A 25,092-nucleotide genomic window follows, 5' to 3' on the forward strand; every position below is an offset into this window, starting at 1 on the left:
ATCAGGAGAGGCGATATGCAGTACCTTCACACAATGATCCGGGTCAGCAACCTGGAAAAAACCCTGCACTTTTTCTGCGAGCTACTGGGTATGGTGGAAATCAGTCGCAAGAGCAGTGAAAAGGGGCGCTTTACGTTGGTTTTCCTTGCGGCTGCCGAGGATGAGGCGCGGGCGAGGGAAGAGCGGGCTCCAATGATAGAACTCACCTATAACTGGGACCCGGAAGAATATACTGGTGGTCGCAATTTCGGGCATCTGGCGTATCGGGTGGACGACATCTATGCATTGTGTAGTCACCTTCAGGCCAACGGCGTTACCATCAATCGTCCCCCGCGTGACGGGCGTATGGCGTTTATCCGGTCGCCGGACGGCATTTCCATTGAACTGCTCCAGAAGGGGGAGTCGCTACCAGCGAAGGAACCCTGGGCCAGTATGGAAAACACCGGCACCTGGTAAGCCGGCGCCTGGTACGAAGGTGTGAAGGTTTGCACGTTAGAACCGGTTTAATCGTCACTGGCAGGACAGGTTGGCGGTTTTTGGGGTAAAATTCGCGAAAATTCAAGACAAGGACGACCCATGCTCGCAGTGATTCTTTCTGGTGGTTCCGGCACCCGTCTCTGGCCGTTGTCCCGTGAAGCCTATCCCAAGCAGTTTCTGCCGGTGGTGTCTGACGATTCCCTGCTGGCGGAAACGATCGATCGTGGCCTGGCACTGGATGACAAAGCCCGGGTGTTGGCCATCACCAATGAAGAGCACCGGTTTGTGGTCGCCGCCCATTTGCAGGCTCAGGCACCGGAGCGTACCGCCGGGATCATCCTCGAGCCGGTCGGTCGCAATACGGCCCCGGCCATTGCCCTCGCGGCCCTCGCCGCTGCTGAAGAAAACCCGGAAGAGCTGCTTCTGGTGATGCCTTCGGACCACGTATTGAAGAATCAGGATGTTTTCCGCCAGGCGGTGAGTCAGGGCGCTGAAGCCGCCCGTTCCGGCAAACTGGTTACCTTCGGTATTGTGCCCAGCGCGCCTCACACAGGTTACGGCTACATCAAGGCCGGCGCGGCCCACGAAGGGTACAACGATGTGGCGGCCTTTGTGGAAAAACCGGACGAAGACACCGCCCGCCAGTATCTGAAAGAGGGTGATTATTTCTGGAACAGCGGCATGTTCCTGTTTCGCGCTGATCGCTACCTTGAAGAACTGGAAAGCCAGCAGCCCGAGATGATGAAAGCCTGCCGAGCTGCCTGGAAGGAGCGCAACGCTGACATGGATTTCACTCGCGTGGGTGCCGAGAACTTCAGGGCTTGCCCGGATGATTCCATCGACTATGCGGTGATGGAAAAGACTCACGATGCGGTGGTGGTGCCCCTGGATGCCGGGTGGTCGGATGTGGGCTCCTGGTCCGCGCTTTGGGATATCCAGCCCCACGATGAGAACAACAACGTGTGCCGGGGAGATGTGATTACCGAAGACGTTTCCGGCTCCTACATTCACTCAGAGGGCCGTCTGATTGCGGCGCTGGGTATTACGGATCACGTCATCGTTGAAACGGATGATGTGGTATTGGTGGCCGATCGTGGTCGGGTTCAGGATGTGAAGAAGCTGGTTGCCCAGGTCAAGGCTCAGGGCCGCCATGAACACCGCTTCCATAAGAAGGTCCACCGCCCCTGGGGCACCTATGAAGGTATCGCCATGGGGGAACGTTTCCAGGTCAAGCGCATTACGGTTAAGCCGGGCGCGTCGCTGTCACTGCAGAAACATCATCATCGTGCCGAGCACTGGGTGGTGGTGAAGGGAACGGCCACGGTCAACCGCGGCGACGATGTGTTGTTGCTGACCGAGGACCAGTCCACCTACATTCCGTTGGGTGTGACCCATCGGCTGACCAACCCTGGCGTTATTCCCCTGGAACTGATTGAAGTGCAGACGGGTAGCTACCTGGGTGAAGACGACATTGTGCGTTTCGAGGACACCTACAACCGGGTCTGATTGATCTACATGAAACGGCATCAGGATGATGCCCGACACACAAGGAGAAGTGAATGGAAGACTGGCAAGGATGCCTGAGCCCCCTCTGTCAAACCGCACTGCAACGGGCGCGTGACAGCGTTGCCCAGCGAGGCGGTTATGCCATCACCGTTGAGGATTTCCTGTTGGCGCTGCTGGATGGTGAACCTGCCATCTGCGGATTCCTGCGCAGCCGCGGTGTTGATCTTGACGAACTGACCCGCACCATCCAATGTGAGCAACCCATCGTGACCGAAGTGGGCGGAGAGGGCCAGTTGTCCTCACAGCTCATGTACTGGTTTTCTTCCGCCCGCGAACTGAGCAATGCCCCCTGGCTGGACTGGCCCATCCTGTTGTCGGTGCTGACTCGTAACGCCGAACGCCTGCAGGAGAAAGCCTACGTTGCGGTGTTGGAACTGGTTGACCGGTGGCCCGCTGCGGACGAACAGCAGCAAGTCGCCGAAACCTCCGACAAAGGCGATACGCCCGTTGTGATTACCGACCTGGACTGGCTGGAGCTGGCGGAAGATGTATCGATTACCCTGGTCTCGGTTCCAAGAGCGCTGGTGTGGGTGAGAGGGGCAAGGGGTACCGGTAAAACCAGTTGGCTACAGGCACTATTGCCGTTCCTGTATTGTGGTTTTATAAGGTTGGACCTTCGCAATGAGGCGGAAATCATGGCCAGCGAGAATCCCGCCATTCCGTCCAAAGGCATCGACTGCAAGGATTATCCCGCGCTGGTTCTGGATAACGTTTCTCCGGTGGACCTGGCTGCAATGATGGCGCCCGAGCTCAGCGTGGCCCGCAGTCTGGTTACCGGATATCCGGGCCCCGTGGTCATGCTGGGGCCAGACTCACCGGAAGCAGAGGCTGCCGTTGGGCAATTGGAGCGTTGCCTGGGGCGGGATTTTGATATCTTTGACATGCCCGGCACGAGTACCGGCCAGAAGGTTGCCATCCTGACGGCTCATCAACCAGCGATTGAAAAGCGCTGGAACATAGAGTTGTCCCAGGCGCTTATCCGCTATGCCGCCTCAAGCCGGAGTCGGCTGGTCGGGTCTCCTGGCGGTATGATCCAGTGGGTGGAGCGCGCAGCCGCCCGATTGAACCTGTTTGCCGAACGAGGCCCTATTGAGGGTATGGCGCTCGCTGGCAGGACCGATACGCTGCGGCGACAGTCACTGGTGGCAATGGCCAGGCAACAACCGACAGAGGCACTGGAGCGATCCCTTGAAAGCCTGGCCGTTGAGCGTGCGGCGGCGGAGGTGGCGTGGCATGAGCGAAAAGCAGAGGGTACGCTCAGGACCCTGAAAATCGATGACCTTCGCCATGAACTCGAACGCTGGGTTGCAGCCCGCCCCGGGCCGGTTCACTATGTGGTCCATTGTGATCAACCGGCAGGAGAAACAGAAGGTGCGGGATCTCGAAATCTACATTCGTGACCTGGAGTCGTCAGCGGTATCGAGCTGGCTTGCCAGTCATCTGGACGACATTGAGCTTAGGGATGACGCGCTGGGTGACAGGGCGGTGAAAGGATCAGCTCATTATCGGGCGCATAGAGTCCGCGTTAATCTGTACCCCGGTGCAGGTGGCAAGCGATACACCTCTGTGATCCTGGAGGGTGAGGATCTGCCCTGGGTGTCCGACCTCGATTGCGCCCGGAGTGCCTGGCGCGCCATGGATACCGAGATTCGCTGCAGCCCCGGTGACTGGAAAGAAGGGGAGCCCGTGGAGGATGAGAAATGGTGGCGGCTGGATCAGCGCGGAGAGCAACTGGCGGTCTGGAACTGAGTTTTTCACAGCAATAAAAAAGGGGGCAGCCGGTTGGCTGCCCCCTTTTTTGTGATGCACGTTCTCGTGGATCAGTCGCTCAGAATGGACACGTTGTCCGCCTGAAGGCCCTTGTCCGCTTCGACAACGCTGAACCGGACCAGTTGGCCCTGGCGCAATACCCGGCGGCCACGGCCACGAATGGCGCGGAAGTGTACAAAGACTTCATCGCCGCTATCGCGAACGATAAACCCGAAGCCTTTCTTGACGTTGAACCACTTGACGGTGCCTTCCTCATTGCCTTCAGGGGTGCTGTCGTCGTAGTCATCGTCATCCTCGTAATCCGGTTGGGATTGCTGCTTGCGCGGGGCCGGCTGGCGAGGTGCCGTGCTGGCGCGAGGCGCTTGCTGCTTCACGGCTGAGGGTTTCTTGGCTGCCAGAGCGACGGTAACGAAGCCTGCCAGGCCGAAAAGGACAACCGCAATAATATAGGCTGCGATGCCCTGGGCGCTGCCCAATACAAACGTGGTACTGGTTGCTTCCTCGCTAGTGCCGGCCTGAGACAGAATCTGGAAGAGTTCCGGGGTGAAAGTCACCAACAGAAAACCGAGGATAAAAGGTGACGGAATCGCGACCAGGAGAGCAAGGACGATCGCTTTTGCTGGGTTTTGCATGGACTGAAGTTTCTCCATTCATCTAACGCTAACGATAAAGAGCCGGATATCGGGTAAAATCGGGTCTCCGGCGGTGAAAACCGCTGGGGCCAGCAGGACATAAACGGGTCTTGCAGGTTCCCCGGCGGGCAAAAGCGGGATGATACCAGATAACGGGGAGCGCTGACCAAGCGGCGTGTCCGCCGACACCAAATTGATCACACAATACCTTGATGGGAATCCTTCCCGGAGAACCAAAAACCTTATGAGCGACAAAGATCTGCAAGCCCGGCTGGACGAACTGGAAACGCGTCTGGCATTCCAGGACGACATCATTCATACCCTGAGCGAGCAGGTGGCCCGTCAGGAGCTGGATATCCGGGAACTCTGGGAGGCGAAGAAGCAGCTGAACACTCAGCTCAAGGAAGTGTCGTCATCGAACATCAGAAAGGAGGAGGACGAAACGCCTCCTCCCCACTACTGATCAGGCCAGCAGTTCCACAAGTACCTGCTCGTAAATCTCTGACAGGGTGTCCAGGTCTGCGGCTTTCACGCACTCATTGACTTTGTGGATGGTGGCGTTGATGGGGCCAAGTTCCAGAACCTGGGCGCCGGTCGGAGCGATAAAGCGTCCATCCGACGTACCGCCCGAGGTAGACAGCTCGGTTTCCCTGCCGGTAACGGAGCGGATGGCACTTTGTGCCGCCGAAACCAACGATCCACTATCGGTCAGGAATGGCCGGCCGCTCAGATGCCATTGCAGGTCATACTTCAACTCGTGGCGGTCGAGAATGGCAACCACTCTTTCTTCCAGGCTTTCCGCTGTGTTTTCCGTGCAGTAGCGGAAATTGAAGTGAACCAGGCACTCGCCGGGGATGATGTTGCTCCCGGTGCCAGCTTCGATCCTGGTGATCTGGAAGGTGGTTGGCGGGAAGAAATCATTGCCATTGTCCCAGAATTCCTTCGCGAGGGCGTCCAGAGCCGGGGCAACGGTATGAACCGGGTTTTCCGCCAGGTGCGGGTAGGCCACGTGCCCCTGTGTGCCCTGTACTGTGAGATAGCCATGGAGCGAGCCCCGGCGGCCGTTCTTGATGACATCGCCCACCTCACGGGTGCTGGACGGTTCACCAATCAGGCACCAGTCGATTTTTTCATTCCGGGCTTCCAGGGTTTCCACCACTTTCACGGTGCCGTCCTGGGCCGGACCTTCCTCGTCACTGGTGATCAGCAAGGCAATAGAGCCCCGATGATCGGGATGGTTTGTCACAAACCGCTCGCAGGCTGTGACAAAGGCCGCCAGGCTGCCTTTCATGTCAGCTGCGCCCCGGCCATGAAGAAAGCCATCGTCAATCACCGCCTCGAACGGCGGATGACGCCAGTTTTTCTCCGGACCGGTGGGCACAACATCTGTATGGCCTGCAAACGCCAGCAGGGGGCCTTCCGAACCCTTGCGGGCCCAAAGGTTGTCGGTTTCGCCAAAGCGCAGGGCCTCGCCCTTGAAGCCAAGGGCAGAGAGCCGCGACATCATCAGTTCCTGACAGCCGGCGTCGTCCGGGGTAACGGATGGCCGGCGGATCAGGTCAACGGCGAGCTTGAGGGTCGGGGAAAGCTCTGCGGAATTAGTTGTTTGCATGCAGTTCTTCGTTCAGCTCGATGGCGGACTTGTTGGTCTTGCATTCAACCGCGCCAGTCTGGCTGTTACGGCGGAACAGAAGATCCGGCTTGTTGGCCAAATCCCGTGCCTTGATGACTTCAACCAGTTCGTTGTTGTCGTCCAGCAGGGCTACCTTGGTGCCGGCGGTAAGGTACAGGCCCGCTTCGACTTTGCAGCGGTCACCCAGGGGAATGCCGATTCCGGCATTGGCGCCGATCAGGCAGTTCTCACCAACGGAAATGATGATGTTGCCACCGCCAGACAGGGTGCCCATGGTGGAGCAGCCGCCGCCGAGGTCCGAGCCCTGGCCGATCATCACGCCGGCGGAGATGCGGCCTTCGATCATGCTGGTGCCTTCGGTGCCGGCATTGAAGTTGATAAAGCCTTCATGCATCACGGTGGTGCCTTCACCCACATAGGCGCCCAGGCGAACACGGGCAGTGTCGGCGATGCGCACGCCTTTTGGTACCACGTAATCCGTCATCTGTGGGAACTTGTCGACGGACTTCACTTCCAGGGTGCGGCCTTCGAGGCGCGCCTTGAGCTGGCGCTCTGGCAGCTCGTTAAGGTCGATGGCGCCTTCGCTGGTCCAGGCCAGGTTTGGCAGCAGGCCGAAAATGCCGTCCAGTTTCAGCTCATGGGGTCTGGCCTGGCGACTGGAGATCAGGTGTAGCTTGAGGTAGACCTCTGGCGTGCTGGAGGCAGTGTCGTCGGTGTCCAGTAGGGTCACCACGACCGGGCGCCGGCTCTCGGCAGCTTTGCCCGCCAGGGCGGATTGTTCCATCTGGCCCAGCTGTCGTAATCCGTCCGAGAGCGCCTTGAGCTGATCGGGCGTCACCGATACCGCCTGATTGCCTCCCTGGTAATCCAGAACGTTTTGAGCCACTTCGATGAGGCCGTTATCGGGGGTGATGACCGGCTGCTGGTAAAACACTTCCAGCCACTCGCCCTGATTGTTCTGGGTGCCGATACCAATTCCGAATGCAAAACTCATTGATGTGCTCCTGGTTCTCAGTGTTTGAATCGTTCGGCCCACTCATCGGCACTAAAGCCGACGCTGACCGTGTTGCCGTGCTCAACCACGGGCCGCTTGATGATGGACGGATTGTCGAGCATCAGGTCGTGGGCGGATTGGGCGCTAATATTATCACGAACCTCGTCCGGAAGTTTGCGCCACGTGGTGCCGCGACGGTTCAGTAACACCTCCCAGCCGGCCGCCTGCTCCCATTGGCTGAGCCGGTCAGTGTCCAGCCCGTCCTTCTTGAAGTCGTGGAATTCGTAGTCGATGCCGGCGTCGTCCAGCCATTTTCGGGCTTTCTTGACGGTGTCGCAATTTCGGATGCCGTAGAGTTTCATGTCCTGTTTGCCTTTACAAAAGTCACAATGCGTTTGGCCGCTTCCACGCATTCTTCAACCGGCGCCACCAGGGCCATTCTTACCCGGTTTTTGCCAGGATTATGGCCATCGACAGTGCGAGAGAGGTAGCGCCCGGGGAGCACGTGCACATTCTGCTGGGCCGACAGTTCCCGCGCGAACGTTTCGTCGTCCATCGGGGTTTCCGGCCAGAGGTAGAACCCGGCATCGGGAAAGTCCACGTTCATCACTTCCCGCAGGATGGGTACCACCGCCTCAAACTTGGCGCGGTAGGCCGCCCGGTTCTCTTGCACGTGGTCTTCATCGCTCCAGGCGGCAATGCTCGCCAGCTGGTTGTGTATGGGCATGGCGCAGCCATGGTAGGTGCGGTATTTGAGATAGCCTTTGAGGATATCGGCATCGCCGGCCACGAAACCGGACCGCAGGCCCGGCAAGTTGCTCCGCTTCGACAGGCTGTGGAACACGATACAGCGGGCGAAATCGTTGCGGCCAATAGCGGCACAGGTTTGCAGCAATCCTTCCGGCGGCTGGCCTTCGTCGGGGTAGAGCTCGGAATAGCATTCGTCGGACGCGACGATGAAGTCATGCCTGTCCGCCAATTCGATGACCCGCACCAACGTCTCCCGGGGAATTACCGAACCGCTGGGGTTGCCCGGTGAGCACAGGAACAGGACCTGGCAGTCTTTCCATACGGATTCCGAAACCTTGTCAAAGTCCGGTATGAAATGGCTGTCTGCGTCGCAGGCGAGGTAATGGGGTGTTGCGCCAGCGAGGAACGCGGCGCCTTCGTAGACCTGGTAAAACGGGTTGGGGCTGACCACGGTGGCGCTCTGGCTGGATTCCACCACCGATTGCACCAGCGAGAAGATGCCTTCGCGAGTGCCATTCACCGGAACGATATGGTGCTCAGGCGTCAGTGATCCGGGTGTCAGTTCAAAGCGGCGGGTGGCCCAGCGCGCGATGGCCTGACGCAGTTCGTCGGTGCCTTTCGTTGTAGGGTAATTGGCGAGTTTGTCCAGATTATCCGAGATCACCTGTTTGACGAATTCCGGAGACGGATGCTTGGGCTCACCAATGCCCAGGGAAATCGACGTCAGGTCCTTGGGAACGCTGATGCCGGACTTGAGTTTGGTCAATTTCTCGAACGGGTAGGGGTGTAGCCTGTCCAGGTCGGGGTTCATTGGGTGTCATCCAGCATTTGGCAAAGATCCTGCTGCAGGGCCTGGCAGACTGCGGGGTCGCTGATCTGCTCGCCGTGCTCGTCGGTTACAAAGAATACGTCTTCCACCCGTTCACCCAGCGTCGCAATCTTGGCGTTGGTTAGCCGCACGCGATGCTCCAACAATACCTGTCCAACGCGGGCCAGCAACCCCGGGCGGTCCGGTGTGATCACTTCCATCACCGTGCGCTGGTTGATGGTGTCATTGGAGAAGGTCACTTCCGTGGGGAAGGCAAAGTGCTTCAGCTGTCTGGGAGTGCGGCGGTGGATGATGTCAGGGTAATCTTCCGGGTCATCCAGTTCCTCAATCAGGCGCATGCGAACCCGATCCTTGCGGGCCGGGTCAATGCCCAGGGGTTTGCCTTTCTCGTCCAGAACAATGTAGGAACTGATGGAGAAGGGGCCTTCGCTTGAGCTGATGCGAGCATCGACGATGTTGAGGTTAAGTTGTTCCAGCACCGCCGTGGTGGCCGCGAACAGGTCAATACGGTCACTCATATAAATGATGATCTGGGAGTAGCCGTCAGTAGGGCCGCCCCGGGTGTCACGAATCAGCACCAGCGGGTCGGGATCATCGCCATGGCGGATGATGGCAGCGGTCTGCCAGGCAATGTCTACCGTGGAATCCTGCAGGAAGTAGTCTTCGTCCAGAGTTTCCCAGATTCCGTCGATCTGTTCGTCCGTCATATTCTGGGCGTGGAGAATCTCCCGTGCCTCGGACTGAGTGGCGCGCACCCATTCCTGACGGTCTACCGGCGTTTCCGAGCCGCGTCTGAGTGCCCGCTTGGTCTCGATGTAAAGCTGACGCAACAGCGAGGCGCGCCAGGTGTTCCAAAGCTTTGGGTTGGTGGCGCTGATATCGCACACCGTCAGCACGTAAAGGTAGTCCAGGTGCACCTGGCTGGGCACGGCGCGGGCAAAGCCGTGAATGATGTCCGGGTCGGAGATGTCCTTGCGCTGGGCGGTCATCGACATCAGCAAATGATTTTCCACCAGCCAGGAGGCCAGTTGGGTGTCCCGCTCGCTGAGGTGATGGCGTTCGCAGAAGCTCTCGACATCAATTGCGCCCAGCTCTGAGTGATCGCCACCCCGGCCTTTGGCCACATCATGATAGAGGCCCGCAATATACAGGGTTTCGAGTTTTGGTAGCCTGTGAATCAGTCGGGATGCCAACGGGTATTCATTGCGGGCGTCGGCGCTGTCCAGCCGCACCATGTTGCGGATCACCCGCATGGTGTGGGCGTCCACGGTGTAGATGTGGAACAGGTCGTGCTGCATCTGGCCGATGATCTGGCCAAATTCGGGGAGGTAGCGGCCCAGCACGTTGTATTTCTTCATAGCCGACAGGGTCTGGTCGAGGGCGTGGGGCGTCCGCAGCAGTTCCATGAACAGGGATGTAACGGCCAGATCCGAGCGGAAAGCGTCGTCAATCAGGTGGCGGTGCGCCCGCAGTGAGCGGATGGTGGTGGCGCGGATGCCCTTGATCTCCGGATGCTGCGCCATCAGAACGAATATTTCCATGATGGCATAGGGCGCGTAGGCGAAGACCTGATTGTTGACGGCTTCAATGTAGTAGTTGCGAATCTGGAAGCGCTTGTTCAGGGGCAGGATGTCGTCGTCACTTCCGGCGCCGAGGATGGCCTCGTCGTAGTACTGAAGAATAACGTCGGTCAGCTCCGCCAGGGCCAGCACGGTGCGGTAGTAGGACTGCATCATCAACTCGACGCCCAGCCGCTTGCCCTCATCCTTGTAACCCAACATCTGGGCGAGTGCCCGTTGATGGTCAAACAGGAGGCGATTCTCGTTGCGGTCGGCAATCAGCTGCAGGCCGAAGCGAAGTCGCCACAGGAAGGTTTCGCCCTGCAATAGTATCCGGTGCTCTTCTTCGGTCAGGATGCTGAAGCGTGTCAGATCCGCGATATTCTGCAGGCCGAAATGTCGCTTGGTAATCCAGCCGATGGTCTGTATATCCCGCAGCGCGCCTGGAGAGCCTTTTACATTGGGCTCAAGGTTGTATTCTGTGTCCCCGTATTTCGCGTGGCGCTGCTTTTGCTCTTCCCGTTTGGCGATGAAGTAATCGCGGTCAGAGCTGATGGCGTCTGAATAAACCTGATGACTGAGTTCGTCACGTAAGTTATCCGGGCCGGCGATGGTGCGGGTTTCCAACAGGTTGGTGAGGATCGTGACGTCTTCTCTGGCGGCATCCATGCTTTCCTGGATGCTGCGGACGCTGTGGCCGATATCCAGCTTCAGGTCCCACAGGAGTGTTATGAAAGCGCCAAGGTCTTCCTGCCAGTTCTCTTCTATACCGCTCCGGGTGAGGATCAACAGATCAATATCGGAGTGAGGGTGAAGCTCTCCCCGGCCATAGCCGCCGACTGCAACGAGAGAGATATCGGCAGAGGCGGCAAAGGCGTAGCGGTTCCAGATCAGGGCAAGAACGGTATCCAGGGTTCCGGACCGGGAATGGACCAGTGCGCGAACATCAGCTCCCTGCCGGAACGCTTCTGCGTCTGCGTTGTAGCGTTCCTTCAACAGCTCCCGGGCTGCTACAACAGGTGAGATGTCGTTGCTTATCCTGGATTCCAGTTCGCTGAGGTCCACCTAGAATGACTCTTCCGTGCGCTTGGTCAGTACTTCGTAGCCGTCCGATGTCACCAGGATAGTGTGCTCCCATTGCGCGGAGAGCTTATGATCCTTGGTCACCACGGTCCAGCCATCCGGCAGCAGCTTGGTGTGGTACTTTCCCTGGTTAATCATCGGTTCGATGGTAAAGGTCATGCCTTCCTGCAGTTCCATCCCGGTGCCGGGCTTGCCGTAGTGCATCACCTGAGGGTCTTCGTGAAACACCTTTCCAATGCCGTGGCCGCAATAGTCCCGTACCACAGAATAGCGATGCTTCTCAGCATGCTGCTGGATCACGTGACCAATGTCGCCCAGCCGGGCGCCAGGCTTTACCAGTTCAATGCCTTTATACAGACACTCCTGGGTGATCTGGATCAGGCGTTCGCTGCCGGGCTTGGGCTTGCCGACGATGAACATCTTGCTGGTATCACCGTGCCATCCGTCTTTGATTACCGTGACGTCGATATTGACGATGTCACCGTCCTTCAGCACCTTTTTCTCGTTCGGGATGCCGTGGCAGACCACATGATTCACTGAGGTGCATACCGATTTCGGGAAACCCTTGTAGTTCAGCGGCGCCGGAATGGTCTTTTGCTCGTCCACCATATAAGCGTGGCAAATACTGTCGAGCTTCTCGGTTGTTACGCCCGGTTTGACGTGTTCGCCAATCATCTCAAGAACTTCGGCCGCCAGGCGGCCAGCGACACGCATCTTCTCGATTTCTTCCGGAGTCTTGATCGATACCTGCATTGGGGTTCCCGTTGATTTGGATCAAACACGCATTTTAAGGGGGAGTGTTGCCCGGTACAAGGAAGAGGCGGTTTTGCCGTGCTTTCCGGGACACAAATTAATGGAATCCGGCGGGCGATTTATGGTATAAACGCGCCCGCTGGAAACAAATCCGGCAAATTCGCACACACGTCGGCACGTTGTCCCAGGGTGCCTGCTCATGTTGTCTCTATATAAAGGCGACGGAGCCAGGTTGGGGCAATCGGACGTGTGGAGGACTAACCCGAAGCTAAAAAGGTAAATATCATGGCTCAGGTAAATATGCGTGACCTGCTGAAAGCAGGCGCCCACTTCGGTCACCAGACTCGTTACTGGAACCCGAAAATGTCGAAGTTCATCTTCGGCGCTCGCAACAAGATTCATATCATCAACCTTGAGCAGACTGTTCCTGCCATGAACGATGCGTTGAACTTCGTTCATAACCTCGCGGGCAACAAGAACAAGATCCTGTTCGTTGGCACCAAGCGTGCGGCGGCCAAGATCATCAAGGAAGAAGCACTGCGCTCCAGTCAGCCATACGTGAACCATCGCTGGTTGGGCGGCATGCTGACCAACTACAAGACCATTCGCCAGTCAATCCGTCGCTATCGCGACCTGGAAGCACAGAGCCAGGACGGTACGTTCGACAAGCTGACCAAGAAAGAAGCTCTGGATCGTACCCGCGAAATGGACCGTCTTGAGCGTTCAATCGGCGGTATCAAGGACATGGGTGGCCTGCCGGACGCCATGTTCGTGATCGATGTTGACCACGAGCGTATCGCCATCAAGGAAGCCAACAAGCTGGGCATTCCTGTGATCGGCGTTGTTGATACCAACAGCGACCCTGACGGCGTTGATTACGTGATTCCGGGCAACGACGATGCCATCCGCGCGATCCAGATTTACGTGCAGGCCGTTGCTGAAACCTGCATCGAAGCGGCCCAGTCTGCCGGTGCCGGCGCTGACGAGTTTGTAGAAGTCAGCGAAGACGCGGAAGGTGCTGCTCCCGCTGCGGAGTAATAGTTCCTTCGCGAACAGGTTGTAGGGTGTGCCCGTGGTTTACCTCCGGGCACACCGGTCCAGAATTCGGAACAGTTAAGAGGAATGAACATGGCTGCAATTACTGCTGCAATGGTCAAAGAGCTTCGTGAGCGCACCGGCCTTGGCATGATGGAATGCAAAAAGGCATTGGTGGAAGCTGGCGGAAGCGTTGATGCCGCAATTGAAGAGCTGCGTAAGTCTTCCGGCCTGAAGGCTGCCAAGAAGGCGGGTCGTACCGCTGCTGAAGGTGTTTCCCTGATCAAGGTGTCTGACGACAACACTGTCGCTTACATCCTGGAAGTGAACTCCGAGACTGATTTTGTTGCTCGTGATGACAACTTCATGAATTTCGCCAACGACGTTCTGAATGTTGCGTTTGAGAACAGCAGAACAGACGTTGCCGAACTGATGGAAGGCGATCTGGAAGCCAAGCGTGAAGCGCTGGTTCAGAAGATCGGCGAGAACATCACCGTTCGTCGTATCGTACGGGTGGAAGGCCCGGTTGTGGGTGCTTACGTTCACAGCACCAACAAGATTGCGTCTGTTGTGGCCCTCACCGCAGGCAGCGCTGAAGTTGCTCGGGACGTTGCCATGCACGTTGCCGCTGTTAACCCGCGGGTTGGCAAGCCGGAAGACATGCCGGCCGACGAGCTTGAGAAAGAAAAAGCGGTCATCAAGGCCCAGCCTGATATGGAAGGCAAGCCTGCTGAAATCGTCGAAAAGATGATGGGTGGCCGGATCAAGAAATTCCTGGCGGAGAACAGCCTGGTCGAGCAGCCGTTCGTCAAGAATCCTGACCAAAGCGTGGGTCAGCTGATTAAGGACAACGGCGGTGAGCTGGTTAGCTTTGTTCGCCTGGAAGTCGGTGAAGGTATCGAGAAGGAAGAAGTGGATTTTGCGGCAGAGGTCGCTGCGGCGGCAGGTACCGGCAAGTCCTGATCCTTCTGACAGGTGCCAGGGCGATGTCCGGGGCACCTTCCAAGTCTGCCACGTTAGCCGGAATTTTCCGGTTCTCGTGGCGGGCTTGTATCTGAGATACCCCTTTTTATTGAGGAGTATGTCAGATACAAGCCTGAGAAGCTTGTCCTGCCAGGCACCAAGCCAGACACATAGAAGGGGATCCTCATGCCGAAGTCGTCCAATACCCAGCCCAGATACAAACGCGTCCTGCTCAAACTCAGTGGTGAAGCCTTGATGGGCGAGCACGATTTTGGCATTGATCCAAAAGTGCTTGATCGGATGGCATTGGATATTGGTTCGCTCATTGGCATTGGTGTTCAGGTCGGCCTGGTCGTTGGCGGCGGCAATCTGTTCCGCGGTGCGGCGTTGAACGCCGCTGGCATGGACAGGGTGACCGGCGACCATATGGGCATGCTGGCAACGGTCATGAATGGACTGGCCATGCGTGACGCCCTGGAGCGATCCAATATCCGTACCCGGGTTATGTCCGCCATCCCTATGAGTGGTATTGTTGAGCATTATGATCGCCGCCGGGCGGTACGCGACCTGAAAGACGGCGATGTGGTGATTTTCTGTGCAGGCACCGGTAACCCGTTCTTTACGACCGACTCAGCCGCTTGTTTGCGGGGGATCGAAATTGAAGCGGATGCCGTGCTGAAGGCAACCAAGGTTGATGGCGTTTATTCCGCCGATCCCTACAAGGATCCGACTGCGGAAAAATACGATCGTCTCACCTATGACGAAGTGCTGGACAAAAAGCTGGGCGTGATGGATCTGACCGCTATATGCCTTGCGCGAGATCATGGCATGCCTCTCCGGGTCTTCGACATGAACCGCTCTGGCGCGTTGACCCGTATCGTGACCGGAGAGTCGGAAGGCACACTGATTGAATAATCTGATTGAGACATTTTGTACAACGAATCCGAGGACGCTGCAGTGATTGACGATATTAAAGCTGATGCTGAAAAGAAGATGAAGAAAAGCCTTGAATCCCTGAGCTGGGCTTTCAACAAGATTCGTACCGGGCGAGCACATCCGTCCATCCTGGACAGCGTAACCGTGGATTACTACGGCCAGGAGACACCGCTCAAGCAGGTGGCGAGCGTGAACGTTGAGGATAACCGTACGTTGGCTGTGTCGCCTTGGGAAAAGCCGCTGTTACCGAAGATCGAAAAAGCGATCATGATGTCGGATCTGGGTCTGAACCCGTCCAACAACGGTGAGGTTATTCGAATTCCCATGCCGATGCTGACCGAGGAAACCCGTAAGGAAATGGTCAAGCAGGCCAGGGCTGATGCGGAGCACGGCAAGGTTTCCGTCCGCAACGCGCGTCGTGATGCCAACAGCACGCTGAAAGAGCTGCTGAAGGAAAAAGACATCAACGAAGACGAAGAGCGTTACGGTGAGGAAGAAATCCAGAAGTTGACTGACCGTTATATCGCTGAGATCGAGAAGCAGCTCAAGGCCAAGGAAGAGGACCTGATGGCTGTCTGATCAGCCGGTCCAATTCAGCACAATGATCAGCCGGTGCCATTGCAGTTGTCCGGTATCGGCTGAACAGGGGATTGCATGACGGAAAGTGTATCCGCAGAGATTCCGGTTTCGGCTGGTAGCCGGCCCCGGCATGTGGCCATTATCATGGATGGTAACAATCGCTGGGCCAAAGCCCGGCGACTGAAAGGTGTCGCCGGCCACAAGGCCGGCGTGAAAGCAGTGAGATCAGTGGTTGAAACCTGTGCCCGGGAAGGGGTGGAGGTACTTACCCTGTTTGCGTTTTCCAGCGAGAACTGGCGCCGTCCCGAGGATGAAGTGTCGGCCCTGATGCGCCTGTTCCTGTTTGCGTTGGAGCGGGAAGTCAAAAAGTTGCACCGCAACGACATCTGCCTGCGCATTATCGGCGATCGCTCCGCGTTTAGTACAAACCTGCAGGAACATATGGAGCGCGCCGAGGCGCTTACTCGCGACAATACCCGGATGACGCTGGTTATCGCCGCTAATTATGGCGGGCATTGGGATATCACCCAAGCCAGTCGTAAAGTGGCTGAGAAGGTCCGTTCTGGAGAGCTGGCGCCCTCCGACATCACCGATGACCTTATTCAGCAACATCTGTCTATTGGTGACTTGCCCATGCCGGACCTGATGATTCGTACGGCTGGCGAGCAACGCATCAGCAACTTCATGCTCTGGCACCTGGCCTATACCGAACTGTATTTTTCTCCCGTTTACTGGCCCGATTTCCAGGCGCAGGAAATGGGGCAGGCGTTGCAGGCATATGCGGGTCGGAAACGCCGTTTTGGTCAGACAGACGACCAGATAGCCAGCGTTTCGTCAGAACAATAACGACAAGATAGCGAACGATATCGTGCTTAAAACCCGTATTATTACCGCGCTTATCCTGGCCCCCATCGCGATTGGCGGAATTTTCTTCCTGCCGCCCCTGGGGTTCGCCCTGTTTACCGGGGCCATTATTACCGTTGGTGCCTGGGAGTGGGCCAACATGTCCGGCCTGACTGCGCCCGCGGCCCGTGTTGTATATGCCCTTGTGGTCGCGGCGGTGCTGTACGGACTGCTGAACGTTCCGGCAGTTGCGGTGCTTTGGCTGGCATTGTTCTGGTGGGTACTGAGTTTCCTGCTGGTAAGAAACTACCCCGGCGGTTCAGAGCGCTGGGGCGGCGTGCCTGCCCGTGCCCTGATGGGCCTGTTGGTGCTGGTTCCCGCGTGGGTAGGGCTTAACCATCTTCGCACTGGCGGCTTTCAGTTCGGCGACAGTGCCAATAACCTCCTACTGATTCTTTATGTTTTCTGCGTGGTCTGGGTCGCGGATATCGGCGCCTATTTTGCCGGCCGTGCGTTTGGCAAAGCGAAGCTTGCACCCAGGGTCAGTCCGGGAAAATCCTGGGCGGGTGTCTGGGGTGGTCTGGTGGCGGTCGCGATCTTCGCAATTGTGATCAGTGTGCTGGCCTCAGCCACCACCATGCAGTTGCTGCTTCTGGTTGTTGCCAGCCTGATTACCGGTGCCGTTTCCGTGCTTGGCGATCTGCTGGAAAGCATGCTGAAACGTTTCAGGGGTATTAAGGATAGCAGTCAGCTATTGCCGGGCCATGGCGGTATCATGGACAGAATCGACAGCCTGACGGCTGCCATCCCGGTGTTCGCCCTGATCATCACGCTGATGGGTTGGTTGACGACGGGGCAATGGTGACTATTGTGAAACGTCGTGTTTCGATACTTGGTGCGACGGGCTCCATTGGCCTGAGTACACTCGATGTGATTCGTCGCCACCCGGACCGGTTTTCGGTTTCAGCGCTAACCGCCAGTACCAGTGTCGACAGCATGGTGGAACTCTGCCATGAGTTTCGTCCGAGGTATGCGGTCATGGCCGATGAAAATGCGGCTGAAGCGTTGTCCCGTGCGTTAAGTGATTTGCCTGCCGTCCTGGTTCTCGGCGGCTCGGAAGCGTTATGCCAGGTTGCGGGCGATGATGATTCCGATACGGTTATGGCGGCGATCGTTGGAGCCGTGGGATTACCGCCTACGCTTGCTGCAGTGAGGGCGGGTAAGCGCGTTTTGCTTGCCAACAAGGAAGCACTGGTTATGTCGGGCAAGCTGTTTATGGATGCCGTTCTGGCGTCGGGTGCAGACGTTCTGCCGATCGACAGTGAACATAACGCCATCTTCCAATGTATGCCGCCGGACAAGATCCGGGATACCCGTGGTGCGGGTATTACTCGCATTCTGCTTACTGCCTCCGGTGGGCCGTTTCGTACTCACTCGGCCGAATCCCTGCGCAATGTGCTGCCTGCCGAGGCCTGCAATCACCCCAACTGGTCGATGGGGCAGAAGATCTCAGTCGATTCCGCGACCTTGATGAACAAGGGGCTGGAGCTGATAGAAGCATGCTGGCTGTTCAATACCACGCCGGAAATGATTGAAGTGCATGTCCACCCGGAGAGCATCATTCATTCGATGGTTGAGTACGCCGATGGGTCCGTTCTGGCGCAGCTTGGTAGTCCCGACATGCGCACACCCATTGCTAACGGTCTCGCGTGGCCCGAAAGAATTGAAGCCGGTGTTGCTCCGCTGGATCTGTTTCGCATCGGGCAGTTTCACTTTGAGCGCCCGGACCTGGAGCGCTTTCCGTGCCTGAGGTTAGCAGCGGAGGCGTTCCACGAGGGTGGAACGGCACCAGCGGTAATGAATGCTGCGAACGAAGAGGCTGTGTCGGCCTTTCTTTCCGGTAACCTGTGTTTTGCGGATATCCCCCTTATCATAGAGCGTACGTTGGCAGCCACCGAGGTTGTACCGGCAGACAGTTTCGATACCATCTTCGCGAAGGATGCCGAGGGCAGGGCTGTCGCACGGGAACAGATACAGGCGCTGGCTGTCTGAACCATGCGAGTCCTGAGAGGCGGTTCTATCATCACCAACAGAGAGCATTATGCAGATCGTTGAAACCGTATTGGCGTTGATACTCACGCTGGGCATTCTGGTGACGCTCCATGAAGCTGGTCACTTTTGGGTGGCTCGCCGCTGCGGTGTCAAGGTTTTGCGGTTTTCTGTTGGTTTCGGGAAGCCTCTGTTTTCGTGGTACGACCGGCAGGGCACCGAGTTTGCGGTTGCGGCGATCCCTCTCGGTGGCTACGTGAAAATGCTGGATGAGCGGGAAGGGCCGGTGCCCGAAGAGCTCAAGGATCAGGCGTTCAATGCCAAGCCCCCATCGAAACGTATCGCTATTGCTGCCGCTGGGCCCATAGCGAATTTCCTGTTTGCCATTGCTGCCTACTGGCTGCTCAGCGTGGTTGGTTTCACCACGGTTGCGCCCATTGTAGGCGACGTCAGTCAGGGGAGTGTCGCGGAACGGGTCGGGCTCACCAGCGGCATGGAAATCCACCAGGTCGACGGCCGTCGTGTGACATCCTGGCGCGACGTGAACATGCGCTTGCTTGAGCGCACGGGTGAGTTTGGTGAGGTAACCATCGATGTCTCGCAGAACGGTAACCGCGGGACTCTGCGGGGAGCTCTGGATGGCTGGAGTCTAAGTGAGGACACGCCGAACCCGTTGAATGAGTTTGGTGTGACGCCCTGGCGGCCCGACGTACCGGCAGTGCTGGGGGAGATATCACCGGGTGGCCGGGCTGAGGCCGGCGGGTTGAAATCCGGCGACCGAGTGGTTGAGGTGGACGGCAAGCCAGTAGCGGACTGGTTCGAACTGGTGGCTTTCATACGCGAGGCGCCCGAAAAGCCCCTGGAGCTAACGGTCGAACGCGATGGCCGCATGGAACAAATCCGTGTGACGCCCGCGGAAAGAACGGCAGACGATGGCAGTGTTACCGGTTTTGTGGGTGCGGGTGTCAGCGAGGTGACCTGGCCTGATCACGTACTCAGGGATGTCAGTTATGGTCCCCTGGCAGCGATTCCCAACGCGGTTTCCGAAACCTGGGGTGACACTCGATTGACCCTGGTCGCGATCAAAAAAATGGTGACCGGATTGCTTTCTCCCACTAACCTTAGTGGCCCGATTACCATTGCCAGGATAGCGGAAGCCAGTGTAAGTTCCGGTTTCGAAGACTTTATTCGTTTTCTTGCCTACCTCAGTGTCAGTCTTGGGGTGCTGAACCTTCTGCCAATACCGGTTCTTGATGGTGGGCATATTGTCTATTACACCATTGAAGCCATCCGCCGGAAGCCTCTATCAGAGCAGGCCCAGGCGTTCGGACTGCGTATTGGAATGGCAATGATCCTTACATTAATGGTGTTCGCACTTTACAACGACCTGATGCGGTTGTGAGAATTGCGAACTCCTTACGCGCATCAACAGGCGAAATTATTGAATGAGACGTTCTCTTCTGGGTATAGCTGTAGGCTTGGTAGTCGCCACCTCAACCATAAAACCGGCACTGGCTGATGAATTCACCGTATCCGATATCGAGGTAGAAGGCCTTCAGCGGGTATCCGCAGGGACGGTATTTTCCGCATTTCCCGTTTCGATCGGGGAGCCGGTCGATGAGGTGGAGCTGTCCGATGCGATCAAAGACCTGTTTCGCACCGGCCTGTTTACCGATATCAAAGCCAGCCGTGATGGTGGTGTGCTGATCCTTACGGTTCAGGAGCGACCTTCAATCACGTCCATAGACATTGAAGGCAACAAGAACATCGAAACCCCCATGCTGATGGATGCGCTATCCGGAGCGGGTCTCCAGGAGGGGCAGGTATTTCGCAGGGCGACCCTTGAGCGACTGGAGCTTGAGATTCTCCGGTCCTACATCAGTCAGGGTCGTTACAACGCGCGGGTGAAGGCCACCGCCGAGGACCTTCCCCGCAATCGCGTTGCCATCAAGCTGGACATTAACGAAGGTACGGTTGCGGCTATCCAGCACATCAATATTGTGGGTAACGACGCGTTTGACGACGAGCGGCTGCTGGATCTGTTTGAGCTCCAGACCACCAGTTGGTGGAATTCCATCACCAGTGCTGACAAGTATGCCCGGGAGCGCCTGAGCGGCGACCTGGAGTCACTGCGGTCCTTCTACCTTGACCGCGGCTACATCGACTTTACGGTTGAGTCCAGCCAGGTCTCGATATCCCCCGACAAGAAACAGGTGTTTATTGCCATCTCGTTGAACGAGGGGCCTCAATACACGGTGTCAGACGTCAACCTGCGCGGTGAGCTGATCGTACCTGAGGAAGAGCTGCGGGAGCTTATTCCCATTGAAGAGGGCGACGTGTTCTCTCGTTCCCGGATGACGGCGATTTCGGAAGCGCTTTCCCGTCGTCTTGGCCGCGAAGGTTATGCGTTTGCAAACGTGAATGCGGTGCCGGAGCCTGCCGATGACAATACAGCGTCAGTAACCTTCTTCGTGGAGCCTGGTAAGCGGGCGTATGTCCGGCGCATCAATTTTGATGGCAACGTCTCCACCCGGGACGATGTGTTGCGCCAGGAAATGACCCAGATGGAAGGTGGCGTCGCCTCCACCGACCGGATCGAATTCTCGAAAACAAAGTTGGAGCGGCTTGGCTTCTTCGAAACCGTCGATGTGGAGACGGTTCCTGTGCCCGGTACGGATGATTTGGTGGACGTTAACTATTCCGTGGCGGAACAGGCAACCGGCAGTCTGTCGGCGTCTGTCGGCTTCTCGCAGGCCTCCGGGGTAATCCTGGGCGCTAACGTGTCCGAGAACAACTTCTTTGGCAGCGGCAAGCGTGTCTCCTTTGGTGTCAACGTCAGTGACTCCATCAAGAGTGCCAATTTTTCCTACCAAGACCCATACTACACCGTGGATGGCGTCAGCCGTGGTTTCAGCGTGTTTGCCCGTGAAACCGACTTTGAAGAACAGGATATTTCCTCTTACCTGCTGGATGAGTACGGCGGCCGCCTCACCTTCGGTTATCCTACGGACAACATTACCCGCCTTAATTTCGGGCTTGGTTATACGTTGTCCAAGGTGAAGGAGGGTGCATTCACCTCAGAAGAGGTCAAAACCTTCATTGATGAAGAAGGCAACGATTTCAACAATTATTTCCTGTTCGGTTCGTGGCGGCGCAGCACACTAAATAGGGGTGTTCTTCCAACGGACGGCTATAGCCTGTCGTTATCCGCTGATGTAGCGGTGCCCGGCAGCGACCTGACATTCTATAAGCTGAATCAGAAAACCGAGTTCTACCAGCCACTGAATGATAATCAGACCTGGGTATTCAGGGCGCGTTCGGAGATTGGTTACGGGGACGGTTACAACGGCCGAAGCGTGATGCCGTTCTACGAGCACTTCTACGCCGGTGGCTATGGTTCGGTGCGCGGATATGAGGCAAACTCTCTCGGCCCACTTGCTACCAATGCGCCGAACGACTTCTCTGATCCGGACCCCTTCGGTGGTAGCTTGTTGACGGAAGGCAGCCTGGAACTGATTTTCCCCACACCGTTTGCTGGGGATACCCGTTCCATGAGAACCGCGTTCTTCGTGGATGCGGGGCAGGTTTTTGATGCCGATAGGAATTTTGATCCGGCCCTGGATGAAATTCGCCTGTCGGCCGGTGTAGGATTCCAGTGGATCACGGCAGTAGGACCGCTGGCGTTCAGTCTTGCCAAACCCTTGAACGACAAGAGCGGTGATGACACTCAGGTGTTCCAGTTCTCCCTCGGCCAGACCTTCTGATCGTCAGGGCCGGAGGGGGTGCGAAAGACAATGATAAACAGGAGAAATAACATGTTCCGATATTCCGTTGCAGCGATTCTGTCAATGCTGCTGATCGCATTCCCGGCTGCTGCCGAAACCAGAATAGGTGTGGTTGACCTTCGCCAGGCCTTGTTCTCGTCCAGCGATGCGCGCGCGTTCAGCGAGACACTACAGAAAGATTTCGCTGGAGAGGAAGCCAAGGTTCGTGAAGCCCAGGAGGCCGCCCGCAAGCTCAAGGAGCGGCTTGAGAAAGACGGTGCCATGATGAATGAGTCCGAGCGCCAACAGATGGCTGCTGAGTTCCAGGAGAAAGTTAAGGAATTCAATTTCCTCAAGCAGCGCCTGGACTCCACTGTGGCCAATCGCAAGCAACAGTTCCTCGAAGAAGCCCGCCCGGAGGTAGACGCAGCGGTTAAGGAGCTCCTGGAAGAGAACAATCTGGACATGATCCTGCCCAGCGAGGCGGTGGTGTATGTCAAGCCTGAAATGAATCTGACAGAAGAGTTGCTAGAGAAACTGGACCGCTGATACGGAGGGCCGGATAATGGCCCGCCCGGATAAACCTTGTGGAGCTGACAATGACAAAGCGTTCGTACCGGCTGGGCGACATTGCTTCTGAGCTTGGCGCGGAGCTCAAGGGCAATCCCGATACGGAAATCAACGGGCTTGCGACGCTTCAGGCGGCTTCTCCGGGCCAGATAGCCTTCCTGGCCAACCCGTCGTACGGTCGCTACCTGACGGAGACCAGCGCTTCAGCGGTTATACTCTCGCAATCGACTGCGGACCAGTGTCCTACCAACGTCCTGTTACTGGATAACCCCTACCTCGGCTATGCTCGCCTGAGCCATTGGTTTGACCCGGCGCCGGTTCCAGAGCCTGGTATTCACCCGTCGGCCGTTGTGGCGTCTTCCGCGAGGGTCTCGGATACGGCCTGCATCGGCCCTCAGGCTGTTATTGAGGCTGAGGCTGTCGTGGGCGAAAACGTTGTCGTGGGCGCCGGCTGTGTTATTGGAGCCCGGTGTCAGATTGGCGAGCAGACTATACTGCGTCCACGGGTAACCCTGGCCCACGATATCGTTATGGGGATGCGTTGCCATATCCTCAGTGGTGCGGTCATCGGTTCCGATGGTTTCGGGTTTGCTAATGAGAAAGGAGCCTGGCATCGAATAGCCCAGCTTGGCCGGGTCATTCTGGGGGACGATGTTGAAGTGGGTGCGAACACCACAATTGATCGGGGAGCCTTGGACGACACGATCATTGGCGATGGCGTGAAGCTCGATAACCTGATTCAGATTGCGCACAACGTCAGTATTGGTGATCACAGTGCCATGGCGGCGATGGTGGGTATCGCGGGTAGCACACGTATTGGCAGCCACTGTGTTTTTGGCGGCCAATCGGGTGTGGCAGGGCACCTTACGATTGCGGATCACGTCCACCTGACCGGCATGACGCTGGTTTCTGGTGACATTCGGGAGCCCGGCGTGTATTCGTCTGGAACCAGCGCCGACAGCAACCGGCAATGGCGTAAAAATGCTGTGCGTTTCCGTCAGCTTGATGCCTTGGCGCGTCGGCTTAAAGAACTGGAAAAGAAAATGGAAGGCTGAGGCCGCTACTGATGATGTATATCGACGAGATCATGGAATACCTGCCCCATCGCTACCCGTTTTTGCTGGTTGATCGGGTAACAGAGCTGGAAAAAGGACAATTCATCAAGGGCTATAAGAATATCTCCCTTAATGAGCCTTTTTTTACCGGCCACTTTCCCAATAACCCCATTATGCCGGGCGTGCTGATCATCGAAGCCATGGCGCAGCTTTCAGGTATTCTCGGCTTTGTGACGGTTGGCCGGAAACCCTCAGACGGCGTGGTACAATACCTGGCTGGTTCCAGTAAAGCGCGTTTCAAGCGCCCCGTGGTGCCGGGGGACAGGCTGTGCATGGAGTCACAGGTTATTTCCGGAAAGCGTGGAATCTATAAATTCGAGTGCCGCGCACTGGTTGATGATGAAGTCGTCTGTGTGGCAGAAATATTGACCGCTGAGAGAGAAGTTTGATGGCGACAAAAGAATGGTCGGGAGTCCATCCTCAGGCGATTGTGGACCCCTCTGCCAAGCTTGCCGACAACGTAACGGTTGGCCCATGGAGCTACATCGGCCCGAACGTTGAGATCGGAGAGGGGACTGAAGTGATGTCCCACGTGGTCATCAAGGGCCCAACGAGAATCGGCCGCAATAACCGCATATTTCAGTTTTCCAGTGTCGGGGAAGAATGCCAGGACAAAAAATACGCGGGTGAGCCAACCACGCTGGTTATCGGTGATGACAATATCATCCGTGAGAACTGCACCATTCATCGGGGCACGGTTCAGGATCGTGGTGAAACCGGTATCGGCAATGGCAATCTGCTCATGGCCTACGTGCATGTGGCGCATGACTGCATTATTGGCAATAACACCATCCTGGCCAATTGTGCGACATTGGCCGGCCATGTGTCCGTTGGTGACTTCGCGATACTGGGTGGCGGCACCATGGTTCATCAGTTCTGTCATATTGGAACCCACAGCATGAGTGCTGGTGGAAGTATTGTGCTGAAAGACATCCCTGCGTACATCATGGCAAGCGGGCAATCTGCACAGCCGTTTGGCATGAACGTGGAAGGCTTGCGCCGCCGTGGTTTCAGCAAGGAGGTGTTGTTGGCACTCCGTCGTGCTTACAAGGTTATCTATCGTCAGGGCCTGACTACGGAACAAGCCGTTGAAGAGCTCGAAAAAGCCTACTCCGATATTCCCGAAGTTACGCCCCTGATCGATTCCCTTCGTGGTGCACACCGCGGCATCATCCGCTAACCAGGGAGTGAA

At 57.0% G+C, this 25,092-nt stretch carries 25 protein-coding genes; 18 read left to right on the forward strand and 7 right to left on the reverse strand.

Features of this window, described 5'->3' with window-relative positions; all coding sequences use genetic code 11:
- The first annotated feature begins 15 nt into the window (after positions 1 to 15).
- The 4 genes from AAGD24_RS07510 to AAGD24_RS07525 all read left to right on the forward strand — a co-directional run bounded on the left by AAGD24_RS07510 (position 16) and on the right by AAGD24_RS07525 (position 3,792).
- Positions 16 to 456, forward strand: a complete 441-nt coding sequence (locus AAGD24_RS07510; RefSeq protein ID WP_075194510.1) for a VOC family protein — start codon at positions 16 to 18, stop codon at positions 454 to 456.
- A gap of 120 nt (positions 457 to 576) precedes the next feature.
- Positions 577 to 1,983 (forward strand): mannose-1-phosphate guanylyltransferase/mannose-6-phosphate isomerase, encoded by a 1,407-nt coding sequence (locus tag AAGD24_RS07515; protein ID WP_075194511.1) that lies wholly within the window; start codon positions 577 to 579, stop codon positions 1,981 to 1,983.
- 53 nt (positions 1,984 to 2,036) lie between these two features.
- A complete protein-coding gene (locus AAGD24_RS07520; protein WP_136634015.1) occupies positions 2,037 to 3,443 on the forward strand; it encodes a hypothetical protein in 1,407 nt (468 codons plus the stop codon).
- Positions 3,415 to 3,792 carry a hypothetical protein gene (locus tag AAGD24_RS07525; protein WP_136634016.1) on the forward strand — a complete coding sequence of 126 codons (378 nt, stop codon included), beginning with the start codon at positions 3,415 to 3,417 and terminating at the stop codon, positions 3,790 to 3,792. The genes AAGD24_RS07520 and AAGD24_RS07525 overlap by 29 nt, the downstream gene beginning before the upstream one ends.
- Before the next feature lie 71 nt (positions 3,793 to 3,863).
- Here the strand turns inward: AAGD24_RS07525 and AAGD24_RS07530 are convergent, their stop codons facing one another.
- Entirely contained in the window at positions 3,864 to 4,445 is a 582-nt protein-coding gene (locus AAGD24_RS07530; protein ID WP_036206100.1) for a cold shock domain-containing protein, read from the reverse strand.
- A 244-nt stretch (positions 4,446 to 4,689) separates the two neighbouring features.
- On the opposite strand from AAGD24_RS07530, the gene AAGD24_RS07535 reads away from it, so the two are divergent.
- Positions 4,690 to 4,908, forward strand: coding sequence for a SlyX family protein (locus AAGD24_RS07535; protein ID WP_007151799.1), 219 nt, complete (start codon positions 4,690 to 4,692; stop codon positions 4,906 to 4,908).
- On the opposite strand, the gene dapE is transcribed toward AAGD24_RS07535, so the two are convergent.
- From dapE to map, 6 genes are read right to left on the reverse strand one after another with little or no spacing between them, the layout of a single operon-like run.
- Positions 4,909 to 6,057 carry a succinyl-diaminopimelate desuccinylase gene (gene dapE / locus AAGD24_RS07540; RefSeq protein ID WP_151981785.1) on the reverse strand — a complete coding sequence of 383 codons (1,149 nt, stop codon included), beginning with the start codon at positions 6,055 to 6,057 and terminating at the stop codon, positions 4,909 to 4,911.
- Entirely contained in the window at positions 6,044 to 7,072 is a 1,029-nt protein-coding gene (gene dapD / locus AAGD24_RS07545; protein ID WP_075194515.1) for a 2,3,4,5-tetrahydropyridine-2,6-dicarboxylate N-succinyltransferase, read from the reverse strand. The genes dapE and dapD overlap by 14 nt, the downstream gene beginning before the upstream one ends.
- A 17-nt stretch (positions 7,073 to 7,089) precedes the next feature.
- Positions 7,090 to 7,434 carry an ArsC family reductase gene (locus tag AAGD24_RS07550; protein ID WP_036206111.1) on the reverse strand — a complete coding sequence of 115 codons (345 nt, stop codon included), beginning with the start codon at positions 7,432 to 7,434 and terminating at the stop codon, positions 7,090 to 7,092.
- On the reverse strand, positions 7,431 to 8,633 hold the full coding sequence (gene dapC, locus AAGD24_RS07555; RefSeq protein ID WP_269400117.1) for a succinyldiaminopimelate transaminase: 1,203 nt from the start codon (positions 8,631 to 8,633) through the stop codon (positions 7,431 to 7,433). The genes AAGD24_RS07550 and dapC overlap by 4 nt, the downstream gene beginning before the upstream one ends.
- Positions 8,630 to 11,275 carry a [protein-PII] uridylyltransferase gene (locus AAGD24_RS07560; RefSeq protein ID WP_269400118.1) on the reverse strand — a complete coding sequence of 882 codons (2,646 nt, stop codon included), beginning with the start codon at positions 11,273 to 11,275 and terminating at the stop codon, positions 8,630 to 8,632. Before AAGD24_RS07560 ends, dapC begins: the two co-directional genes overlap by 4 nt.
- A complete protein-coding gene (gene map, locus AAGD24_RS07565; RefSeq protein WP_041335145.1) occupies positions 11,276 to 12,046 on the reverse strand; it encodes a type I methionyl aminopeptidase in 771 nt (256 codons plus the stop codon). It lies immediately after the preceding gene.
- Positions 12,047 to 12,331: 285 nt separating this feature from the next.
- On the opposite strand from map, the gene rpsB reads away from it, so the two are divergent.
- From rpsB to lpxA, 13 genes are all read left to right on the forward strand, one after another.
- A complete protein-coding gene (gene rpsB, locus AAGD24_RS07570) occupies positions 12,332 to 13,084 on the forward strand; it encodes a 30S ribosomal protein S2 (RefSeq protein WP_036206122.1) in 753 nt (250 codons plus the stop codon).
- A 90-nt stretch (positions 13,085 to 13,174) separates the two neighbouring features.
- Entirely contained in the window at positions 13,175 to 14,044 is an 870-nt protein-coding gene (gene tsf, locus AAGD24_RS07575; protein ID WP_036206125.1) for a translation elongation factor Ts, read from the forward strand.
- A gap of 186 nt (positions 14,045 to 14,230) precedes the next feature.
- Positions 14,231 to 14,959: a UMP kinase gene (pyrH, locus tag AAGD24_RS07580; protein WP_007151790.1), complete on the forward strand. Its 729-nt coding sequence runs from the start codon at positions 14,231 to 14,233 to the stop codon at positions 14,957 to 14,959.
- A gap of 42 nt (positions 14,960 to 15,001) precedes the next feature.
- A complete protein-coding gene (frr, locus tag AAGD24_RS07585; RefSeq protein ID WP_040474182.1) occupies positions 15,002 to 15,559 on the forward strand; it encodes a ribosome recycling factor in 558 nt (185 codons plus the stop codon).
- Positions 15,560 to 15,634: 75 nt separating this feature from the next.
- Positions 15,635 to 16,405 (forward strand): polyprenyl diphosphate synthase, encoded by a 771-nt coding sequence (gene uppS / locus AAGD24_RS07590; protein ID WP_036206128.1) that lies wholly within the window; start codon positions 15,635 to 15,637, stop codon positions 16,403 to 16,405.
- 22 nt (positions 16,406 to 16,427) lie between these two features.
- On the forward strand, positions 16,428 to 17,267 hold the full coding sequence (locus AAGD24_RS07595) for a phosphatidate cytidylyltransferase (RefSeq protein ID WP_075194517.1): 840 nt from the start codon (positions 16,428 to 16,430) through the stop codon (positions 17,265 to 17,267).
- On the forward strand, positions 17,261 to 18,454 hold the full coding sequence (ispC, locus tag AAGD24_RS07600; protein WP_174447637.1) for a 1-deoxy-D-xylulose-5-phosphate reductoisomerase: 1,194 nt from the start codon (positions 17,261 to 17,263) through the stop codon (positions 18,452 to 18,454). Before AAGD24_RS07595 ends, ispC begins: the two co-directional genes overlap by 7 nt.
- A 49-nt stretch (positions 18,455 to 18,503) precedes the next feature.
- Complete coding sequence (rseP, locus tag AAGD24_RS07605; RefSeq protein ID WP_041335150.1) at positions 18,504 to 19,853, forward strand: RIP metalloprotease RseP; 1,350 nt, start codon at positions 18,504 to 18,506, stop codon at positions 19,851 to 19,853.
- Between the two features lie 43 nt (positions 19,854 to 19,896).
- Positions 19,897 to 22,215 carry an outer membrane protein assembly factor BamA gene (gene bamA, locus AAGD24_RS07610; RefSeq protein ID WP_036206138.1) on the forward strand — a complete coding sequence of 773 codons (2,319 nt, stop codon included), beginning with the start codon at positions 19,897 to 19,899 and terminating at the stop codon, positions 22,213 to 22,215.
- 51 nt (positions 22,216 to 22,266) lie between these two features.
- Complete coding sequence (locus AAGD24_RS07615) at positions 22,267 to 22,764, forward strand: OmpH family outer membrane protein (protein WP_041335153.1); 498 nt, start codon at positions 22,267 to 22,269, stop codon at positions 22,762 to 22,764.
- A gap of 50 nt (positions 22,765 to 22,814) precedes the next feature.
- A complete protein-coding gene (gene lpxD, locus AAGD24_RS07620; protein ID WP_273623009.1) occupies positions 22,815 to 23,840 on the forward strand; it encodes a UDP-3-O-(3-hydroxymyristoyl)glucosamine N-acyltransferase in 1,026 nt (341 codons plus the stop codon).
- A gap of 11 nt (positions 23,841 to 23,851) precedes the next feature.
- A complete protein-coding gene (gene fabZ / locus AAGD24_RS07625) occupies positions 23,852 to 24,289 on the forward strand; it encodes a 3-hydroxyacyl-ACP dehydratase FabZ (protein WP_036206143.1) in 438 nt (145 codons plus the stop codon).
- Positions 24,289 to 25,080, forward strand: coding sequence for an acyl-ACP--UDP-N-acetylglucosamine O-acyltransferase (lpxA, locus tag AAGD24_RS07630; protein ID WP_273623004.1), 792 nt, complete (start codon positions 24,289 to 24,291; stop codon positions 25,078 to 25,080). Before fabZ ends, lpxA begins: the two co-directional genes overlap by 1 nt.
- The last annotated feature ends 12 nt before the right edge of the window (positions 25,081 to 25,092 follow it).

Origin of the sequence: Marinobacter sp. M5B (assembly GCF_042604615.1) — a bacterium.
Lineage (GTDB): Bacteria > Pseudomonadota > Gammaproteobacteria > Pseudomonadales > Oleiphilaceae > Marinobacter > Marinobacter salarius.

Coding starts and splice junctions, on each gene's coding strand:
- AAGD24_RS07510 (WP_075194510.1), top strand. CDS start 16: ATGCAGTACCTTCACACAATGATCCGGGTCAGCAACCTGGAAAAAACC.
- AAGD24_RS07515 (WP_075194511.1), top strand. CDS start 577: ATGCTCGCAGTGATTCTTTCTGGTGGTTCCGGCACCCGTCTCTGGCCG.
- AAGD24_RS07520 (WP_136634015.1), top strand. CDS start 2,037: ATGGAAGACTGGCAAGGATGCCTGAGCCCCCTCTGTCAAACCGCACTG.
- AAGD24_RS07530 (WP_036206100.1), bottom strand. CDS start 4,445: ATGCAAAACCCAGCAAAAGCGATCGTCCTTGCTCTCCTGGTCGCGATT.
- AAGD24_RS07535 (WP_007151799.1), top strand. CDS start 4,690: ATGAGCGACAAAGATCTGCAAGCCCGGCTGGACGAACTGGAAACGCGT.
- dapE (WP_151981785.1), bottom strand. CDS start 6,057: ATGCAAACAACTAATTCCGCAGAGCTTTCCCCGACCCTCAAGCTCGCC.
- dapD (WP_075194515.1), bottom strand. CDS start 7,072: ATGAGTTTTGCATTCGGAATTGGTATCGGCACCCAGAACAATCAGGGC.
- AAGD24_RS07550 (WP_036206111.1), bottom strand. CDS start 7,434: ATGAAACTCTACGGCATCCGAAATTGCGACACCGTCAAGAAAGCCCGA.
- dapC (WP_269400117.1), bottom strand. CDS start 8,633: ATGAACCCCGACCTGGACAGGCTACACCCCTACCCGTTCGAGAAATTG.
- map (WP_041335145.1), bottom strand. CDS start 12,046: ATGCAGGTATCGATCAAGACTCCGGAAGAAATCGAGAAGATGCGTGTC.
- rpsB (WP_036206122.1), top strand. CDS start 12,332: ATGGCTCAGGTAAATATGCGTGACCTGCTGAAAGCAGGCGCCCACTTC.
- tsf (WP_036206125.1), top strand. CDS start 13,175: ATGGCTGCAATTACTGCTGCAATGGTCAAAGAGCTTCGTGAGCGCACC.
- pyrH (WP_007151790.1), top strand. CDS start 14,231: ATGCCGAAGTCGTCCAATACCCAGCCCAGATACAAACGCGTCCTGCTC.
- uppS (WP_036206128.1), top strand. CDS start 15,635: ATGACGGAAAGTGTATCCGCAGAGATTCCGGTTTCGGCTGGTAGCCGG.
- ispC (WP_174447637.1), top strand. CDS start 17,261: ATGGTGACTATTGTGAAACGTCGTGTTTCGATACTTGGTGCGACGGGC.
- rseP (WP_041335150.1), top strand. CDS start 18,504: ATGCAGATCGTTGAAACCGTATTGGCGTTGATACTCACGCTGGGCATT.
- bamA (WP_036206138.1), top strand. CDS start 19,897: ATGAGACGTTCTCTTCTGGGTATAGCTGTAGGCTTGGTAGTCGCCACC.
- AAGD24_RS07615 (WP_041335153.1), top strand. CDS start 22,267: ATGTTCCGATATTCCGTTGCAGCGATTCTGTCAATGCTGCTGATCGCA.
- lpxD (WP_273623009.1), top strand. CDS start 22,815: ATGACAAAGCGTTCGTACCGGCTGGGCGACATTGCTTCTGAGCTTGGC.
- fabZ (WP_036206143.1), top strand. CDS start 23,852: ATGATGTATATCGACGAGATCATGGAATACCTGCCCCATCGCTACCCG.
- lpxA (WP_273623004.1), top strand. CDS start 24,289: ATGGCGACAAAAGAATGGTCGGGAGTCCATCCTCAGGCGATTGTGGAC.